This is a genomic window from Nonlabens sp. Asnod3-H03, assembly GCF_045063665.1.
In the GTDB taxonomy this organism is placed as follows: domain Bacteria; phylum Bacteroidota; class Bacteroidia; order Flavobacteriales; family Flavobacteriaceae; genus Nonlabens; species Nonlabens ulvanivorans.
The window spans coordinates 1,336,593-1,353,405 of record NZ_JBEFOD010000008.1; the positions used below are offsets into that span (position 1 = coordinate 1,336,593).

The following is a 16,813-nucleotide window of genomic DNA, read 5'->3' on the forward strand; positions in this document are numbered from 1 at the left end:
ATGTGAAATTATCTAAAATTGATGACTTTTCGGTCGTTTTAAGTAATTGTTATAAAGGATAGGGAAGTGGCAGTATAGAGCAATTCTCATTAAGAAGTGAATCTATGATTCTAGAATGGTGCTTCTTTGTGTCTTTTTCTTGTATTGAAACTTTGGAGCGATTTCTCTACTTGCTGTTTTTGCATAGTTCTTACTATCTGGATTCAACATATAATCCAGTTGATATTCGATCATTTTTTCAAATGGAACGAGAAACTTAACTGTATCGCAATTTTCTAGTCCGCCAGTTTTAAGTAAGTTCAATACGGTACAAACAGATTCTATGGTACTTAAACATAGAGATTCTGGTTGTTGCTTGATGATAAACTTTGATTTAATAGTATTGTCAAAGCTTACTCTTTTAAGCTGTTGCAAGTTTGTACTTAGTTTAAGCATTTTACGAGCACATGGCCAGGTACCATCTAGTATAAATAGATAGGGACACTGTCCCATAAAATCATTCATTTCTTTATCATTACTGGTAGATAAGTTGAAACTTTTTTTACCAGGATAGAGTAGGAAAGAAGCGTTATTTTGATCTGCTAGAATTTCATTAACGCGTTGATGCTTATTAAAATCTACACCTACGATAATTTCTGCATTCTCTAGTTGTAGGTTGGTCATGTGACCAGTACCATTTTTTTGTTTCTTATACTCTTTGGGATGCATTAAAATAACAAACCTGGTATTAGTTTGCAACGGTTTGATATGTTTACAAACGCAAGTGCTTACAGGTCTCATGCAAGTGTAACACTGATTTCTATGCTGTTTTAATTCTTTTTGCAAGGTGTTTTTATCGTTTGCTATCTGGCTGCAAATTTAGAATAGTGATTTCAATTGATAATCTTTTTATCTCACTATTAAAAAAGAAATACCACCTATTGAAAATAGAATCTGATTTATAATGATTTGATTGATGGGATTAATTTTTAATCCAACCTACCTTTTTTTTCCACGCTCTTATTTCTTTCTTTCGTTTTTCAAAATCAGTTGGTGTCGATTGTTTTTCCTCTTTAGCGCGTTGTCTTATCATTTGTGTTTGCTCTTCTAAAGTAGGAAGATCTAATGCTTTTCTTCTTTCATTTACTTTGATGAGGTCGTCATATGCCTGTGGTGATAATTCTCCGTTTGCATCCCAATCAAATTGAGTTCCATACAACTGCTGTCTTTCTTCAAATACAGCAATGCGATCTGTCAAGTAAGCTAAGTTTAATTTTACGGTATCGTTATGATCTGTATGTTGTAATAGCTGTACACACTTTTTCATAATGTCTGGTTTGCTAATCGCATGTTGTATGATAAGCCAAGCCGCATCACTAGCTTCGTGACCTACTTTTTCAATAGTAGGATAACCAATGAGGTTGATGATTTCATCTAATTGTTCAGCATTTTTGATATGTAACTGCTCCATATCTGTATTATAACCGTTACCGAGTTGGCCTTTTTGAATAAGCTCATCACGCAAGGCTAGATCTGCGTCTTTAAGTTGAATAATTTTATGAGCTATTTCTGGATAGTTCATTTTTAAGCTTTGCTTTTGTGAGTTGTTTAGTTCTCTTTAAAATCTATTTGGTTACAGTATTTCATCAACTTTTCTCGGTATTTCCATGGTTTTGTTTTGGCTGGTAAACGACTTAACCAGTGACTATTGGGTCCTTTACTTCCTGGTCTTTTACTGGAAAGCTCCATAGTCGTAGGAAGTAGTTTTCTAGCCATTATCGTTTTAAATTCTTCAAATTGAGCTTCACTAGTAAACGAAAATCTAAATCCATCTAATTCAATAGTCAAGTAAGGATAGCCTAAACTGCCGTGACGAACTGGTGCTGGAGGATCAAATTTTTCAGATATATACCAAGGCTTATCATCTGCCTCAATATGAACCCAATATGCCATGTGACTCGTTTTCCAATCTTCTGTATATCCAAAAGTTTTATTTTTCATTTTTTAAAATAATAGACTAAGTTATGTAGCCGATAAGTAAGGTGTATCCATCAATAATGTGCTGCCTAACTTATGAAGATAAGAAAAGAGTTTCTTTCATCTCATTAGATTTTATGCTCTAAAACCTTTACTCGTTAATTTTTGTTTTGCTTGGTTTTTCACCTTTTTGGTGAGTCCATTTTCTGCAAACTTTAATAGTATTTCTCGTGTGAGATCTTTATGATTTAAGATGTAAACTTGGAGTTGAACGCTTCCGTTTTCTAGTATATCATTGATGTAATCGGTAGATATACCGTTTTCTACTATTCTCAAACGGTATGATTCTGAAAGTTCATCGATCACACCTCTTCTTTCTATTATTCTTGGATCCTCAAAAACGGGTAGTGTTCGCAATAAGTCTTCTAGTTTTTCAACAAGTACTAACCTAGATTTTGTAGCAAAATTTAAAACAGGATGTTCCCAATTAGGTTCAGCGTCAAATTCGTTAGTGATTGGATTAAAATTTTCTACAAAATTTAAAACTTGTAATTGATATTCACCATTCAGATCTAGTTCTGGTCGCCATTGTAGGTCTATTAATTTTAATCGCCCATTATTACGCAACATTAATAAACTTGAACCTTCAAAATACGATTCATGACCTGGTATGGGATCCACTTCATAAAATTGGTTGTAAGTCACTTGCCAACCAGCTTCAATTCTTAAGGGTTGCAAATTCATATTTAAATTCTAGATTTTAAGTGCATCTTATGATTGAAAATGGTTATGTGTTTGAAATGTTTCGTAAAATAAACATTAACCTACTGAATTTTACCTTTTTTCTATAATTGTATTGCTAATGAAATGGAAAAAAGCTCTAGAATCAATCAGTAATATCAAAATAGGAGAGAAGAAGCCACTTGTAATCGCAGTATATCACATTCTAAAACTGAAACATCTCTAATGCATCAAAGTCTTTGATCTGTGACAACTGGATGAGGTGATCGATTTCAATATCACTCCAGGTTTCTTCAAAGCTTTCATCGCCGCCTTCAGAATCTTCATTGATATTTACTTTGACGAGCTTCTTTTTAGTTAAGAAGTTGATACTGGTTTCTCTTAAAGTCACCGGTCCACGATTACTGCTAGAGTCATAACCTATTAACTCAAAGTTGGAATTTTGAAAACGGAAGGTATAATCCCAATAACCATAACGACCATGACCGTAATGTACATGCAATTTGTTGTCTTTAATATAGATCCATAAATCTGGCGGAAAGTAAACGCCACCATCTTCATTTTCTGAAGAGAAGCAATCCAGGTTTTGATCTGCGAGCTGATAACCGTTCTCGTTTTTAAAAAGCACGATGATACCACGTCTATTACGATTTACTTTTTTATCGTATTGATTGACCACAATTTGAGTAGTATCTACCTTTTTAATAATCAATACACAATCCTCTAGACCATCTTTATTGAGGTCTCCATAAATGGTTTCAAATTCCTTATAGTTTTCTGGGATAAAATCAGAAGGCACACGATGTTGCGCCTGACCAACCAACACCATCAACAAACAAAAAACCGATAGTTTAAAAAAGATGTTCATGGGATGTTGGTTTTTGTGATTATGGGTTTGAATGGAGTGCTGTTTTTTAACTTATTTCTTTGTCGTGGCTAGCTGTTTTACAATTCTATTTTTATATCAGTATTGCGTAATACTTTATTTCGATGTTTGAGTTCATTTGGCTCAAAGTAATCACCACCTCTAACTTTCCTCCAGTTAGTCTCTTTCATTATCGAAATTACTTCATTATTGACTAAATCTCTGTGCTTTTCCTTGTCATATTTTGATATGTTTTTTACGGAAATTAATTCAATCGGCTCATACATTTCACACCATTTATGTCCTTTTTTATTGTATTCCTTAATGATTCCAAGTTTGATATTTCTGGCTATTCCCACAAAGAATTTATCCATTTTGAGTTTAAGTACAAAAACAAATACTCCGTGATAGTTTAGATTAAATCTTTTTGGGTTAGTTATCGGTAATAGCTCATTTCCAAGATCGGAATTATTACAAAGTAAGAATCTTAATTTTTCGATGTCAAGTGTACAAAAATCTCCGCCTCTTACATTTTTCCAACCATATTTTTTCATAAATTCAATCGTTATTGAATTTTCTAAGAACATAGCTTCGGAAACTTCTGTAAATCTCGTTTCGATTACATCTATTACATCAATTGGATTATTTAATTTAGTCCAATCTGAGCTTAATTTTCCTTTTTTATGACTTTTAAATCTCTCTTCGACGTTTGTCGTTTGTCCGACATAATATTTTTCATTTTCTAATCGTAAAACGTATATTTTAATCATTCAAATTTTCTTAATGATGCTTTAGTTTAATTAACTATAATGGTCTTGGCTAGGAGTAGTTGCGCGTTTAGCACTTAACTTCGTAAATAGACTATTACTATCAAAGAATTATTCATGATGTTACCTACCGTTTATTTTCTTTTTCAATTCATCAACACTTAAAGTGTCAATTGCTTTATGCAACATTCTATGACAATTCGGACACACAAGAGCTAAGTCTTTTAAATTCGTTGTTGTTTCTCCATCTATCTCAGATAAAGGTATTCTATGATGCGCCTCAATAAATCCTTTTCCTAAATCTCCATAAGTTTCAAAAAAGTCAAATCCGCAGACTTCACAATCTAGTTTACCATACTTTTTAAAGTATAGGTCTTTCTTTTTCTGATTTAATTTATTATCTCGTTCTCTTAGTTTATGAAGTTTATAAATTACTTTTCCTTCTTTGGCAGAATGGGTTTCGTCATTTTCATCATCTGGTATTTGATAAAGTTTTGATTTTACTTTTTGATTAGAGACAGTGTTTTTTATTTGATTCGCTATAGATTTAAGTTTGCTATTTTCACCTTTAAACTCAAAGAATATTTCTTTATCTCTTTTACTATAACTCGACATTCCTTTTCCATCAAAATCTGGGTCTATTGCTCTAAAATTGCTGAGTTTTAAACCAATACCATTAGGGTTTCTAAATTTGATATTTTCTTCTCTTTCTTTATGAATAGGTAGCTTATTTAAAATCTCAGATAACTCAATCACTTTAGGATTCTTATTATCCATTTCCCTTGGCTCTATGCTATGGTACAAGTCAAGTGCAAGTATAATTTCGTCTCTTTGCCATCTTGGTGGTCTCATAGTTTATTCTATTGGTAAGTAACGATCTTGTTTATAGATCGATGCGTGTAAATTAGCGATTATGTTTCGGTTGAACACAAGCCGAATTTCTAAATTTTGTTAATTATCTTTTCTCTTTTTAATTATACCAAATTTTTGTGTTAGCTAATATGTGTGCTATTTTTTATATACACTTTTGTAAAACGTATTTATACCAGTTTTGTATTAACTATACATCCTAAATCAAACCAGCTTTTTCCTTCTTTTAGTGGAAAAACTATTACTCCATTAATCCCACTTCCTTTTATACCAATTTGAAGATTTTCCGGAACTTCTTCACCGAACTCCTTTTCAGCAATCTCCTCATATTCAACACCAAATCCATTTTTTACATGGTAAATAGCCGATAATACTAAGCCTCTTGGGTCATTATTAGGTTCTAAATATTTTAACAACGCGTGCTCCTCAAATACTGACCTTGGGTTTTCAACATCATTATTTTCATAATATTCCTCATAACGTTCTAAATCATTCGGCATTTTTGGAAGGTCATATAATTCACAAAGTTTATTAAAAGCGATTTCCGCTTGTTCAATTTCAGTTTTATTCATTGATTGAATTTCGACCACTAAATTGTAAAGATCTTTATCTTCATTAATCCACTTTTCAATTGGGTTTTCCATATGTTTTACAACGGTCTTGTATATGGCTCGTAGCGTGCAAATTAGAAAATTATTTTCGGTTGAGCACAAGCTAGATTTTTAAATTTTACTATTTATTTTTTCTTGAAAATCGTCAAATTTAAAAATTTGGCGACCTTCCAAATATGCCTTAATCTCGATTAAGTAACTAACTAGCTATGAGCTATATACGTTGTTATGCCATGTCAAATTTGCAAACTTACTTATTTTTTCTATTAAAAATAGAGCGTTTAGTTTAAGATATTAAACCAAGCGCTCTATCTGATATTTATAAATTCTTTCTATCTCAATTGTTAGTAAAAAATTGTAATAAATAATACCAACTGTATATGATACCAACAATTAAAATACCCCAAAAAATGTTTTGAGGGGTATTATTCACTGTTTTAGTTTTATTTACTTGGAATGAATTTTCAAGTTTGAGATATAATTTATTACTTAATGATAAAGTGTAATTATCACCGTTATTTTCAAAGAAAACTAAATAATAATTCCTTGTAAACCATGATTTTTTTTCAACCGATTTTATATCACTAGGAATAATTTTCTTTTCTCCCAAAAATAAATAACCATCATTAAAAGCAACCTTTACTCTCGTAGCGAGTAACCAAGAGGCTCTATTTAATGGCTTGTTTTTAAAATACTTGATATACATAAGTTTAATCTTTATTGCAATCATCCTTACATGTTTCATAGCTAGCAGCATTTGCTAAAGAAAATGAAAGAAAGGCAGTTGTTGCTAAAGCATCAGCAAAAGGTAAAGGTCCATCAACAGCGCATGCCGCTAGAAAACCAGCTGTTATACCAACTTGGTTAGCCACAAAAATAAGAGTACAACCATTATGGCAGTCTCCTTCAGTAACATTGCCAGGTTCAGGATTAGGGAATGTTATTCTATTATAACCCAAATCATTATCAAACTGATAGTCTACAATATGATTTATCCCATTGTTTAAATCAATTATTTCCATTTTGTCATCAATTATTTCTAAAAATATTTGTTGCTTATTTGTGTAAATAACATAAGCTTCTTCATTATCTCCATTTAGCAATTTACTTACTGATTGAATTTCCTCATCTAGAGGTTGATAAGGGTATTCTATGGCTTCCCATTCAGCGGTCTGATATCTTAAAGGTATATAATTTACTTCACTTTTTAGATAAAAGTTTTCAGTTATACTTTCTTGTCGGTTTTCTTCCTCTATTACTTGGTCGCTACTGCATGAATTGAATCCAATAGCTAAAAGCAATATAAAAAAAGGCAAGTACTTATAAAATTTATTTTTCATGTTGTTGTTGTTGTTCTAGTCAATCAGATTTTGTTTTAAGATTGATTGACTGGTTAAACTTGATTTTAAAATTATATAACAGTTTCCATATTTATTAAATAATATTTGATGTTGCGCGTTTTTTATTTGAAAAAAGACGAAATTTAATACAGCAACCTTAACGTCTTTTAGGACTGGTTAATCCTTAATTCATTGATTTTTAAACCGTAATGTTTTTTATGATATGGCATAACAATAGTATATCCAAACCTAAGCAAAATCCTACTCACCCATCATGTCCCAAAAGAATTAAAATGAATACTTTATCAACATTAACTAAGGATAATTCCTTCAAAAAAATGGGTAACAAAAAAATCCCATTAAAGATCTACTTCAATGGGATTTCTTTCTTAAAATGTCAAATTTCTATTTGGGTAGTAACGGTACGCAGGTTGCAAGCTCTGGATGCTGCAACAACATAGGTTTCATCCATATCATCAATTCTTCGATTTCAAATGGTAATAAACGTTCTACAGCCTTCTGTAATTCTTTGCAAAAGAGTGTAGGATTAAAACTAACCTTTTCTAGTACCGTTTTAGTGTACTCAAACATAGCTCTAGCCATAACAATTCAGGATTTAGTTAAAGTAAAGTATATTCAAATGTTCTGCGTTTTAAATTCAGCTCTAATTTAAAACATAATCGCAAATCCATGCTTAACATTTGTTAAAACAAACTGTTAAGCAAAAGTTATTATTTGTCTTTTTTTCATTAAACAACTGGAAAACAAAACGTTAATCTGTTGATAAGATGATCAACTAACGATCCATACCGATAGCACAGATAATAACGCAAAGGCAAAAGTCGACAGCGCGACCTTTTTTAATTCTGGATCGAGTAGGGCTGGTACTTTGTTTAATTCTACCACTTTTAAATGTAAGAATAGCGGTAGAAAAGCGAGTAGTGGTAAGAACATGAATAACGATGGTTGTGTCATGTTTTCATCCATGACTTCTTTATAATATAAGTTGATAAAGAATAGTGATGCGGTCACTAGTGCGATAGTGATTAAGGTATAATGAAACAGCTTGGCTTTCATGGAACCCATTTTTACCACGATGGTGTTTTTACCAGCTTTTTTATCGCTCTCAATATCGCGCATGTTATTGAGATTCAATACAGCAACACTTAGCAATCCTATGGTGATGGATGGCAAGATCATATTCCAGTCCACAGCTTTGGTAATCAAGTAAAAAATACCCATCACACTTACAGGACCAAAGAAGATAAAAACAAACACATCGCCCAGACCGCGATAGCCATAAGCATTATCACCTACGGTATATTTGATCGCTGCCCAAATAGCAGCAATTCCCAATACCAAAAAGAAAAGCGAAATCAATAATTGTTCTATACCTAGACTCACATAAATCAATGCTATCGCACTTATTAAGGTCAACACAGCAGTGATGATCATCGCACGTTTCATCTCGTGTGCGAGAATGATACCGCTTTGCAACGCTCGCATAGGTCCTACACGATCTTCATTATCAGTTCCTTTAACGCCATCGCCATAATCGTTTGCAAAATTAGACAGCACTTGAAACCCGAGAGTTGTGATGAGTGCTAGAACAGGAATGAGGTAGTCAAAATAACGGTCAAAACAGAAACAACAAAATAAATTGTTATTTCTAATTTCCATCATTTCTTTGTTTTGAAAGGATATTTGTAAATACGCATAAGCACTTCCCACAAGAATTCCGCTTATACTCAACGGCAGCGTGCGCAATCGTGCAGCACTGATCCAGGCTTTTAGTTTGGTACTCATTATGGATGCATGATGTTAACGGTGAGTTCTTGTAAAAGATCTTTTTGTTGTGCTTTATTGGTGCCTACACCTTTGGACTTCATATCTATATCGCGTATGATCTTAATCGCGTGGCTGCAGTGTTTCATAGGATAATGCTTTGCCGCTGTAAAATATTCTTGTACAAAAAACGGACTCACACCTATCTGTCTTGCGACCGTTTGTGGATTGCGGTCGGTCATCGCGTGCAGTTTTAATAACTGTACAAAGAAACTGTGCAGTTGTCCTATGGTCACGACCAGTGGATTATCCTTAGGATTCTCGGCAAAATAGTTGATAATGCGATTCACCTTTACCGTATCTCGAGATCCCAGCGCCTTGCGCAGTTCAAAGTTGTTATAATCTTTTGAGATTCCTATATTTTCTTCAATCAGCTGTGGTGTGATCATCGTTCCTGCAGGGACGATAATCATTAATTTATCCAGTTCGTTTTTGATTTTGGCAATCTCAGTTCCCAGAAACTCAATCAGCATCTGTCCAGCTTTGGGCTCAATGTTATAGCCATTACTCTTTAAATGGCTGTTGATCCATGGCAGGACTTTATTCTCATACAGCGGTTTGCTTTCAAAGAAGACCGCATTTTTTGCCATTTCTTTAAATACCTTTTTGCGCTTGTCTGGCGTTTTGTATTTATAATTAAAGACTAGAATCGTGGTAGGTTGCGGCTGTTTTGCATAAGATTCAAACTTATCCCAGTGACGTGCCAGATCTTGCGCCTCTTTAACGATGATCACCTGATAGTCTGCCATCATCGGGAAACGCTTGGCATTTTCAACCAGTTCGCCCATGTCTATATCACGACCATACAGCACCATCTGGTTAAAGCCTTTCTCGCCTTCGTCCAGTACATTTGCAGCAATGTAATCACTTATCTCATCAATAAAATAAGGTTCATTACCATATAAAAAGTAAATAGGCGCAAGTTTCCTATTCTTTATATCTTCTATAATTTTTTTGGTATCACTCATAAAGAGCCGTGGTGGTTTTTGTAATATTGCGGTATGACGCCATTACGACTACCGGCAGGAAATTTCAGGGTTAAAAGTACTGAAAAAGGTCGGTTGATTTTTGACCAGATACGTAAAAAATTTGTCCATCTCACACCAGAGGAATGGGTGAGGCAGCATGTGGTGTTTTGGCTGCTTTCGCGAAAGCGTATACCACACAGTCTTATTAACGTAGAAAAACAGCTCAATGTCGCAGGAACAAAGAAGCGATATGACATCCTCGTTTTTAATAAAGATGGTTCTATATATGCGGTGATTGAGTGTAAAGCGCCGCAAATAAAAATAGATCAATCCGTGTTTGACCAGATCGCGCGATACAATCTCGCACTAGAATCTGAGTATTTAATGGTCACTAATGGAATGGAACATTACTTTTGCACTATGGATTATGAGGCGCAACGTTATCAATTTATCCCAGATTTACCAGATTATACATGAAAATAGGAATCGTTATCTTAAACTGGAATGGTCTAGCGCTATTGCAACGCTATTTACCCAGCGTCGTCTTATATAGTAAAGAGCATACCGTTTATGTGGCAGATAATGCCTCAACAGACGCATCGCTATCATGGGTAAAAGAGCAGTATCCGTCTGTAAAGATCATAGCGATGGATGAAAATCGCGGTTATGCCGGTGGCTATAATGTCGCCCTACGATCTGTCGATGAAGAAATCATATGTTTATTAAATAATGATATAGAGGTTACTGAGAACTGGCTAGCACCTATCACCACACTTTTTAAGTCTGATGTTACTATAGCAGCAGCACAACCATTGCTGCTGGATGATAAACGACGCACCCATTTTGAATATGCAGGTGCGGCAGGTGGCTATCTGGATAGACTCGCATATCCTTATTGTAGAGGTCGCATTTTTGACCAGGTAGAAGAGAACCATCAACAGTATAACGATAGTATAAATCTGGATTGGGCTAGTGGTGCCGCATTATTTGTCAAGAAGAAAGCTTTTCTAGAAGTAGGCGCACTGGATGAGGCTTATTTTGCCCATCAAGAAGAAATCGATCTGTGCTGGCGATTGCGTCATGCCGGTTATAAAATAGCGATCGCCACAGATGCTACCGTATACCATCTAGGTGGTGGAACGCTTGCGGCACTCAATCCACGTAAGACTTTTTACAATTTTAGAAACAGTCTTTATAATATCGTAAAGAACGATCATAGTGCTAACTGGTTAGGAATCTTATTCTTGCGCATGGTACTGGATGGGCTTGCTGGTTTGCAATTTCTCTTTAAGGCAAAACCAGCGCACTTTATGGCAATATTAAAAGCGCACGCATCGTTTTATGGTGGACTAAGAACCATGCTTCAAAAAAGACAAGAAGTAAAACGATATGCTAAGAAAACATCAACTAAGCCTGAGGTATTCTCTATAGTTTATCAGTTTTTTGTTAAAAACCGTTCAAATTATCAATCTGTAAAATAATAATTGATAAATGTCTGTTAAGTATTAACACAAGAATTGTCATTTTCTTATTTTTGAATTCAAATTAAACAATAACAATGAAAAAAATAATCATAGCGATTTTGTGTGCAGGAACACTATTTTCTTGTGCATCAAAAAAAGACCTGGAAGCAGCACTTGCTAAACAGCAATCTACTCAAGAACTTTTAGATACCGCAACCGTTAAACTTAACGCCTGTTTGTCTGATGAGAAAGCTGCACAAGCAAGACTAAGTGCTTTACAGAGCGAAATCCAAAACCTGAGAGAAAGTAATGCGTCTTTATTAAATAATGTAGGTGATCTAGCGACTCTTTCTAAAAAAGATGCAGAGATTTTAGAAACTTCGTTAGAACGTATCAAAGAGAAAGATTTACAAATCCGTTCTTTAAATGATGCACTTACTAAAAAGGATAGTGTAACGATTGCTTTAGTAACAAGTATTAAGAGCTCACTAGGTAACGTTAATGATGAAGATATCAACGTAAACGTAGAAAAAGGTGTGGTATTTATCTCTATTAGTGATAAACTATTATTCTCGAGCGGTAGTGATCAGATTAACAGTAACGCTTATAATGTGTTAGGTAAAGTAGGTACGATACTTAAAGATAAGTCCAACATGGAAGTAATGATTGAAGGTCACACAGACAGTCAACCTATTGCATCAGGAAAGTTTAAGGATAACTGGGATTTAAGTACTGCACGTGCGGCATCGATTACCCGTTATTTACAAGAGAAAGAACAAATCGATCCTGCTAGAATGACGGCAGCTGGACGTTCTTACTATGTGCCTATTGCGAGTAACGACACTGCAGAAGGTAGAGCAAAGAACCGTAGAACTAGAATTATCATCCTTCCTAAACTAGATCAATTCTTTGATATGATCGAGTCTGGAATGGAACAAGCAAAAATAGATGCTAAAAAGCAGTAAGTATTTTTAAATACTTAGAATTAGAAAAAACGCTTCAAGAAATTGAAGCGTTTTTTTTATGTTCTATTTAAAACCTGTCATGCTGAATTTATTTCAGCATTTGCAAATGATGGAAAAGTAGGTGTGTAACACCTGAATCGTCTAACTACTAAATATCAAAAATTACACTACTTGAAAAATAGCGGCACCATAAATAGCAAAGCGTACAAAACGCAATAGACCGATGATAAGCCACCATTTAAAATCATACTTCAACATACCTGCCACAAGACTAGAAATAGAAAAAGGCAGTGGAAGTAAGGCGCCTACAGCGATAAGAATACCACCCCATTTTCTGGCCATTACTAATTGTTTTGCCATTCTTACCTCAAGGTAATAATGTATACTAGGAATTTTAAGAGCACGACGTCCTAAGAAATAAGCGGTCATTCCGCCTAGATAAGAGAACAGTGCAATTAAAGATAAGTTTAAAATAGGTGTAGCGGTTTTTCCTGCCCAGGCAATAAATAACTCTGGCGGAATCAATCCAAGAATCGTTTCTGATAGATAGAAAAAAGCTAAAACCCCATAATCTGGTAATTTCTCTACCGCTAGTTCTAGCATAGAAGGAATATCCATTACCCAGAAGTGAATGGCAGCAAGAATACCTACCACAACAAGTACTGGCGGCATTGATTTTTTAATGCTCTCTACTACAAAAGAATAGAACCCAGTAAGCTTATAATAGCGGTGCGCTCTATTGAATTTAAATTTGCTTTTATGTCTTTTAGCTGTATCTGACACTGTGAATTGAATAAGTCTACAAAAATAATGATTTTAGGCGGTGTTCATTGTTAATATAATGGGAAGAAAAAATTATTAGTTAAACCTAGAAAAATGGGCTGTATAAAGTATTTAAAAGCGCTATTTTTGCAAATCTCAAAATCTAAAGAAAGCCATTGATGACCACTAATCCTGATACTAAAGTAAAGTCGTTGTATGATTACCAGAAACGTGATCTTGCAGAGATTTTTGACCGTATCGATAATAAATCAGACGATTATAACCTTCTATATCAACTACCTACAGGTGGTGGTAAAACGGTTATTTTCTCAGAAATTGTAAGAAAGTATCTTAAAGAGAAGCAGAAAAAAGTAGTTATTCTCACGCACCGTATCGAGTTATGTAAGCAAACCTCTAAAATGCTGAATGGCTTTAATGTGAAGAATAAAGTGATCAACTCTAAGGTAAAAGAGCTCGATGATCAAAATGAGTATGAATGTTTTGTGGCGATGGTGGAGACATTGAACAATAGATTACAAGATGATAAACTTGAGTTAGAGGATATCGGTCTTGTGATTATTGATGAAGCTCACTACAATAGTTTCAGAAAATTATTCAAGTACTTTGAGCACTGTTTTATTTTAGGAGTTACAGCAACACCTTTAAGTTCTAACTTTAAGTTACCTATGAAGGATAACTATAGAGAACTTATCGTAGGAGATAGTATATCATCTCTTGTAAATCAAGGATTCTTAGCACAAGCTGTTACACATACTTATGATGTAGGACTTAGTGGACTTACCATAGGTATGAACGGTGATTATACTGTTAAGTCTAGTGAGAAGCTTTACATCGACTCATCAATGCAAGATAAGCTGCTGCAATCCTATAACGATGTGTGTAAAGGGAAGAAAACCCTAATCTTTAACAATGGTATTCGTACTTCAATAGAGGTAGAAGAGACTTTTAAAAGAGCAGGAATAGAAGTAAGACACTTAGATAATACCAATACTAAAGAAGAGCGTAAAGAGATTCTTAAGTGGTTTAAAAATAAACCAGATGCTGTTCTTACGTCGGTAAGTATCTTAACAACTGGTTTTGATGAACCTAGTGTAGAGTGTATTATACTTAACAGAGCGACAAAATCATTGACGTTGTATTATCAAATGATCGGTCGTGGTTCTCGTATCCTTAAAGATAAAAAAGAGTTCCATATTGTCGATCTAGGAAATAATGTGGCTCGATTTGGTTTATGGAATGAGCCTGTGGACTGGCAACAAGTATTCAGATCTCCAGATTTCTATGTAGAGAACATCGTATCTGATGAAGAGATTGAACGTAATTTTGTTTACAGAATGCCTGTCGATGTAAAAGCAGAGTTTCCTAACACCACTGATTTTACTTTTGATGTAAAAGGTGCTTATAAACGCATTACTAAAGAAAATCGTAAGTCCAAAGAAGTCTTAGATGAATCTATCGCACAACACGTACAATGGTGTGTGGAGAATAGTGAAGACGTTTTTGATGCACGTATTCTTGCAAAACTACTTAAGGAAGATATTAAAGATAGAATCCGTCGTTACTCTTATTGCATCATCAATAATACAAACAACTATAAGGATTGGTTAGAAGAGGACTACTACCGTAGATTACGCCTTGCAATTCAACAAGAGTTTGCTGGTGTAGATGCTTAATTAGTTCGCTTTCGCGAAAGCGAGATATCAAAAATAACTGCATAAAAAAAGCAGCTTTCTAATTTAGAAAGCTGCTTTTTTTATTAAGGTAAGAACTCTATTTTAAAGTAGGTCTGCTTTGGCTGTTTGCAAGTTCCCAAGCAGTTACAAACACGAGTTGAGCTCTTTTTTGATAAAGCTCATACTCAATTTTATCAGGTGTATCGCCTGCACGGTGATAATCCTCATGGGTACCATTGAAATAGAAAATCACTGGCACATCATTCTTTGCAAAATTATAGTGGTCAGAGCGATAGTAAAAACGGTTAGGATCATCTTTACCATTATAAGTGTAATCTAGATCCAACTTCATGTATTTTTCATTGGCCATTTCAGAAAGATCATGTAAGTCCTGACTTAACATATCACTACCTATTAAGTAGATGTAGTCTGTTTTTGCTTCTCTTTTAGGGTCGATACGACCGATCATGTCTATGTTAAGATTTGCAATCGTGTTTTCCATAGCATATACAGGATTCTCAGAATAGTACTTACTACCATAAAGTCCGATCTCCTCACCAGTAACGTGTAAGAATAGGATAGAGCGTTTAGGTCCGTATCCATCTTCTGCTGCTTTCTTAAAAGCTTCGGCAATCTCGATAAGTGCAATCGTACCACTACCATCATCATCTGCACCATTAAATACGACACCGTTTTTAGTACCGATATGGTCTAGGTGAGCAGATATTACCAGTACTTCTTCAGGCTTTTCAGTTCCTTTAATGAATCCTAGAACATTTTCTGAGGTAAGGTCTGGTTTGTTGAAGTAACTACCAGGAACCGTTTGAAAATAGCTTCCGTCCAGATTTCCACCAGCGACGCCCATTTTTTCATAAAGTGATTGCAAGTACTCTGCAGCTTTTTTCTGTCCTGGAGATCCAGTATAGCGACCTTCCATTTCATCACTAGCATAGTAATATAGTTGGTCTCTAAGTTCGTCTAAAGTAATTGTATTAGCATACTTCATAGCGTCTACATCTGCATATGCGTTTGTAGATACCATTTCTTTTTTATCCTTTTCTTCGTTGGATTTTTTCTTGCTAGAGCAAGAAGCGATAAGGGCAACAGCGCTTACGGCTAGTATGGTGTGTTTAAAATTCAAGATAATATAGTTTAGTGTTGGTTTAATTTAATTGCGTTTAAGGACCTTGTATTCTTCATAACACTCGCTTATAGCGTCTAGTATTTGAAGATCATTTGCGGTATCAATAAAGGATTTAGAGTACTGGCAATTGCGTAAGATAGCATCAATACTTACTTTATCCATTTGAAGTAAGTTCATTAAGGTCTCTCGATCATACTTACTTTGTAGCAAGTTACGAATCTCATCTTGTTCTTTAATCTGCCTTAATTTGCGCATGGAAGTACCTTTCTTACCAAATACATTATAGAGGAAATCTGCTGGATTAAATATAGAGCCTAATACCTTAGTTACAGCGCCTGGTTCATCATTACCAGCTTCATAAGCTTTAGGTAAACCGCTAATGCTGTAGCGTCTATTATTATAGATAGGAGCTTTGCGAGCATCGATCTCTAAAAATCCTGTAAGCGCCACGACTTTAATATCGATTTCTTCTAATGCGATTCCTTTTTCGGTCATAGAAATAGTGACGTCTCCAAATTTGAGCCAGTCTTCTGTTACTTTAACTGTGATGGTCTCAAAGCCTATATATGAGAAGAATAGCGTATCGTTAACACGAGCTGGAATTTTAAAAGCTCCAGATTCTGTAGAGATCGTACCTTTTACTTGATTAAGGTTAACGATATTCACATTGCTGATGATGCTATCATTTTTGGCATTGAGTATTTTACCAAAAACAGACGTGCTTTTAGATGTTTCAGTGCTAGTCGTATTCTCCTGAGCAAGACCTATGCTTGTAATCAAGAGAATTAATAGTAGGGTAAGTTGTTGTAATGCTTTCATTCT

At 34.6% G+C, this 16,813-nt stretch carries 20 protein-coding genes; 4 read left to right on the forward strand and 16 right to left on the reverse strand.

Annotation, left to right across the window (positions count from 1 at the left end):
- Positions 1-102: 102 nt before the first annotated feature.
- The 13 genes from ACJJVI_RS09245 to holA form a co-directional block, all read right to left on the reverse strand.
- A complete protein-coding gene (locus tag ACJJVI_RS09245) occupies positions 103-825 on the reverse strand; it encodes a tRNA-uridine aminocarboxypropyltransferase (protein ID WP_405351573.1) in 723 nt (240 codons plus the stop codon).
- Between the two features lie 136 nt (positions 826-961).
- Entirely contained in the window at positions 962-1,561 is a 600-nt protein-coding gene (locus tag ACJJVI_RS09250; protein ID WP_405351575.1) for a DUF6624 domain-containing protein, read from the reverse strand.
- Between the two features lie 26 nt (positions 1,562-1,587).
- On the reverse strand, positions 1,588-1,980 hold the full coding sequence (locus ACJJVI_RS09255; protein WP_405351577.1) for a hypothetical protein: 393 nt from the start codon (positions 1,978-1,980) through the stop codon (positions 1,588-1,590).
- A gap of 111 nt (positions 1,981-2,091) precedes the next feature.
- The gene (locus ACJJVI_RS09260) at positions 2,092-2,700 is read right to left on the reverse strand and encodes a hypothetical protein (protein WP_405351579.1); all 609 of its coding nucleotides are present in this window, start codon (positions 2,698-2,700) and stop codon (positions 2,092-2,094) included.
- Between the two features lie 202 nt (positions 2,701-2,902).
- The gene (locus ACJJVI_RS09265) at positions 2,903-3,565 is read right to left on the reverse strand and encodes a hypothetical protein (RefSeq protein ID WP_405351580.1); all 663 of its coding nucleotides are present in this window, start codon (positions 3,563-3,565) and stop codon (positions 2,903-2,905) included.
- 77 nt (positions 3,566-3,642) lie between these two features.
- Positions 3,643-4,332 carry a GIY-YIG nuclease family protein gene (locus ACJJVI_RS09270; RefSeq protein WP_405351582.1) on the reverse strand — a complete coding sequence of 230 codons (690 nt, stop codon included), beginning with the start codon at positions 4,330-4,332 and terminating at the stop codon, positions 3,643-3,645.
- A gap of 120 nt (positions 4,333-4,452) precedes the next feature.
- Positions 4,453-5,181, reverse strand: coding sequence for an HNH endonuclease (locus ACJJVI_RS09275; RefSeq protein WP_405351584.1), 729 nt, complete (start codon positions 5,179-5,181; stop codon positions 4,453-4,455).
- A 188-nt stretch (positions 5,182-5,369) separates the two neighbouring features.
- Positions 5,370-5,843, reverse strand: a complete 474-nt coding sequence (locus ACJJVI_RS09280) for a hypothetical protein (RefSeq protein WP_405351586.1) — start codon at positions 5,841-5,843, stop codon at positions 5,370-5,372.
- Positions 5,844-6,147: 304 nt separating this feature from the next.
- The gene (locus ACJJVI_RS09285; RefSeq protein WP_405351588.1) at positions 6,148-6,540 is read right to left on the reverse strand and encodes a hypothetical protein; all 393 of its coding nucleotides are present in this window, start codon (positions 6,538-6,540) and stop codon (positions 6,148-6,150) included.
- Positions 6,521-7,150, reverse strand: a complete 630-nt coding sequence (locus tag ACJJVI_RS09290; protein ID WP_405351590.1) for a hypothetical protein — start codon at positions 7,148-7,150, stop codon at positions 6,521-6,523. Before ACJJVI_RS09290 ends, ACJJVI_RS09285 begins: the two co-directional genes overlap by 20 nt.
- A gap of 405 nt (positions 7,151-7,555) precedes the next feature.
- A complete protein-coding gene (locus tag ACJJVI_RS09295) occupies positions 7,556-7,753 on the reverse strand; it encodes a hypothetical protein (RefSeq protein ID WP_042271435.1) in 198 nt (65 codons plus the stop codon).
- A gap of 189 nt (positions 7,754-7,942) precedes the next feature.
- Positions 7,943-8,956 (reverse strand): 1,4-dihydroxy-2-naphthoate octaprenyltransferase, encoded by a 1,014-nt coding sequence (gene menA, locus ACJJVI_RS09300; RefSeq protein ID WP_405351591.1) that lies wholly within the window; start codon positions 8,954-8,956, stop codon positions 7,943-7,945.
- Positions 8,956-9,963: a DNA polymerase III subunit delta gene (holA, locus tag ACJJVI_RS09305; RefSeq protein WP_405351593.1), complete on the reverse strand. Its 1,008-nt coding sequence runs from the start codon at positions 9,961-9,963 to the stop codon at positions 8,956-8,958. Before holA ends, menA begins: the two co-directional genes overlap by 1 nt.
- Before the next feature lie 33 nt (positions 9,964-9,996).
- On the opposite strand from holA, the gene ACJJVI_RS09310 reads away from it, so the two are divergent.
- From ACJJVI_RS09310 to ACJJVI_RS09320, 3 genes are all read left to right on the forward strand, one after another.
- Positions 9,997-10,440 carry a type I restriction enzyme HsdR N-terminal domain-containing protein gene (locus ACJJVI_RS09310; protein ID WP_036584833.1) on the forward strand — a complete coding sequence of 148 codons (444 nt, stop codon included), beginning with the start codon at positions 9,997-9,999 and terminating at the stop codon, positions 10,438-10,440.
- Entirely contained in the window at positions 10,437-11,444 is a 1,008-nt protein-coding gene (locus ACJJVI_RS09315) for a glycosyltransferase family 2 protein (protein ID WP_405351595.1), read from the forward strand. The genes ACJJVI_RS09310 and ACJJVI_RS09315 overlap by 4 nt, the downstream gene beginning before the upstream one ends.
- 77 nt (positions 11,445-11,521) lie before the next feature.
- Positions 11,522-12,391: an OmpA family protein gene (locus ACJJVI_RS09320; protein ID WP_036584837.1), complete on the forward strand. Its 870-nt coding sequence runs from the start codon at positions 11,522-11,524 to the stop codon at positions 12,389-12,391.
- Between the two features lie 162 nt (positions 12,392-12,553).
- Here the strand turns inward: ACJJVI_RS09320 and ACJJVI_RS09325 are convergent, their stop codons facing one another.
- The gene (locus ACJJVI_RS09325; protein ID WP_036584839.1) at positions 12,554-13,174 is read right to left on the reverse strand and encodes a YqaA family protein; all 621 of its coding nucleotides are present in this window, start codon (positions 13,172-13,174) and stop codon (positions 12,554-12,556) included.
- 158 nt (positions 13,175-13,332) lie between these two features.
- Between ACJJVI_RS09325 and ACJJVI_RS09330 the strand changes: the two genes are divergently transcribed.
- Positions 13,333-14,847 carry a DEAD/DEAH box helicase gene (locus ACJJVI_RS09330; protein ID WP_036584841.1) on the forward strand — a complete coding sequence of 505 codons (1,515 nt, stop codon included), beginning with the start codon at positions 13,333-13,335 and terminating at the stop codon, positions 14,845-14,847.
- A 97-nt stretch (positions 14,848-14,944) separates the two neighbouring features.
- Here the strand turns inward: ACJJVI_RS09330 and ACJJVI_RS09335 are convergent, their stop codons facing one another.
- Positions 14,945-15,988 carry a M28 family metallopeptidase gene (locus tag ACJJVI_RS09335; RefSeq protein WP_405351598.1) on the reverse strand — a complete coding sequence of 348 codons (1,044 nt, stop codon included), beginning with the start codon at positions 15,986-15,988 and terminating at the stop codon, positions 14,945-14,947.
- Positions 15,989-16,015: 27 nt separating this feature from the next.
- Complete coding sequence (locus tag ACJJVI_RS09340; RefSeq protein ID WP_036584843.1) at positions 16,016-16,810, reverse strand: carboxypeptidase-like regulatory domain-containing protein; 795 nt, start codon at positions 16,808-16,810, stop codon at positions 16,016-16,018.
- Between the last annotated feature and the right edge of the window lie 3 nt (positions 16,811-16,813).

Excerpts from the sequence above, each read along its gene's own strand:
- ACJJVI_RS09250 (WP_405351575.1), bottom strand. The coding sequence starts at position 1,561 with ATGAACTATCCAGAAATAGCTCATAAAATTATTCAACTTAAAGACGCA.
- ACJJVI_RS09255 (WP_405351577.1), bottom strand. The coding sequence starts at position 1,980 with ATGAAAAATAAAACTTTTGGATATACAGAAGATTGGAAAACGAGTCAC.
- ACJJVI_RS09260 (WP_405351579.1), bottom strand. The coding sequence starts at position 2,700 with ATGAATTTGCAACCCTTAAGAATTGAAGCTGGTTGGCAAGTGACTTAC.
- ACJJVI_RS09265 (WP_405351580.1), bottom strand. The coding sequence starts at position 3,565 with ATGAACATCTTTTTTAAACTATCGGTTTTTTGTTTGTTGATGGTGTTG.
- ACJJVI_RS09270 (WP_405351582.1), bottom strand. The coding sequence starts at position 4,332 with ATGATTAAAATATACGTTTTACGATTAGAAAATGAAAAATATTATGTC.
- ACJJVI_RS09275 (WP_405351584.1), bottom strand. The coding sequence starts at position 5,181 with ATGAGACCACCAAGATGGCAAAGAGACGAAATTATACTTGCACTTGAC.
- ACJJVI_RS09280 (WP_405351586.1), bottom strand. The coding sequence starts at position 5,843 with ATGGAAAACCCAATTGAAAAGTGGATTAATGAAGATAAAGATCTTTAC.
- ACJJVI_RS09285 (WP_405351588.1), bottom strand. The coding sequence starts at position 6,540 with ATGATTGCAATAAAGATTAAACTTATGTATATCAAGTATTTTAAAAAC.
- ACJJVI_RS09290 (WP_405351590.1), bottom strand. The coding sequence starts at position 7,150 with ATGAAAAATAAATTTTATAAGTACTTGCCTTTTTTTATATTGCTTTTA.
- ACJJVI_RS09295 (WP_042271435.1), bottom strand. The coding sequence starts at position 7,753 with ATGGCTAGAGCTATGTTTGAGTACACTAAAACGGTACTAGAAAAGGTT.
- menA (WP_405351591.1), bottom strand. The coding sequence starts at position 8,956 with ATGAGTACCAAACTAAAAGCCTGGATCAGTGCTGCACGATTGCGCACG.
- holA (WP_405351593.1), bottom strand. The coding sequence starts at position 9,963 with ATGAGTGATACCAAAAAAATTATAGAAGATATAAAGAATAGGAAACTT.
- ACJJVI_RS09310 (WP_036584833.1), top strand. The coding sequence starts at position 9,997 with ATGACGCCATTACGACTACCGGCAGGAAATTTCAGGGTTAAAAGTACT.
- ACJJVI_RS09315 (WP_405351595.1), top strand. The coding sequence starts at position 10,437 with ATGAAAATAGGAATCGTTATCTTAAACTGGAATGGTCTAGCGCTATTG.
- ACJJVI_RS09320 (WP_036584837.1), top strand. The coding sequence starts at position 11,522 with ATGAAAAAAATAATCATAGCGATTTTGTGTGCAGGAACACTATTTTCT.
- ACJJVI_RS09330 (WP_036584841.1), top strand. The coding sequence starts at position 13,333 with ATGACCACTAATCCTGATACTAAAGTAAAGTCGTTGTATGATTACCAG.
- ACJJVI_RS09340 (WP_036584843.1), bottom strand. The coding sequence starts at position 16,810 with ATGAAAGCATTACAACAACTTACCCTACTATTAATTCTCTTGATTACA.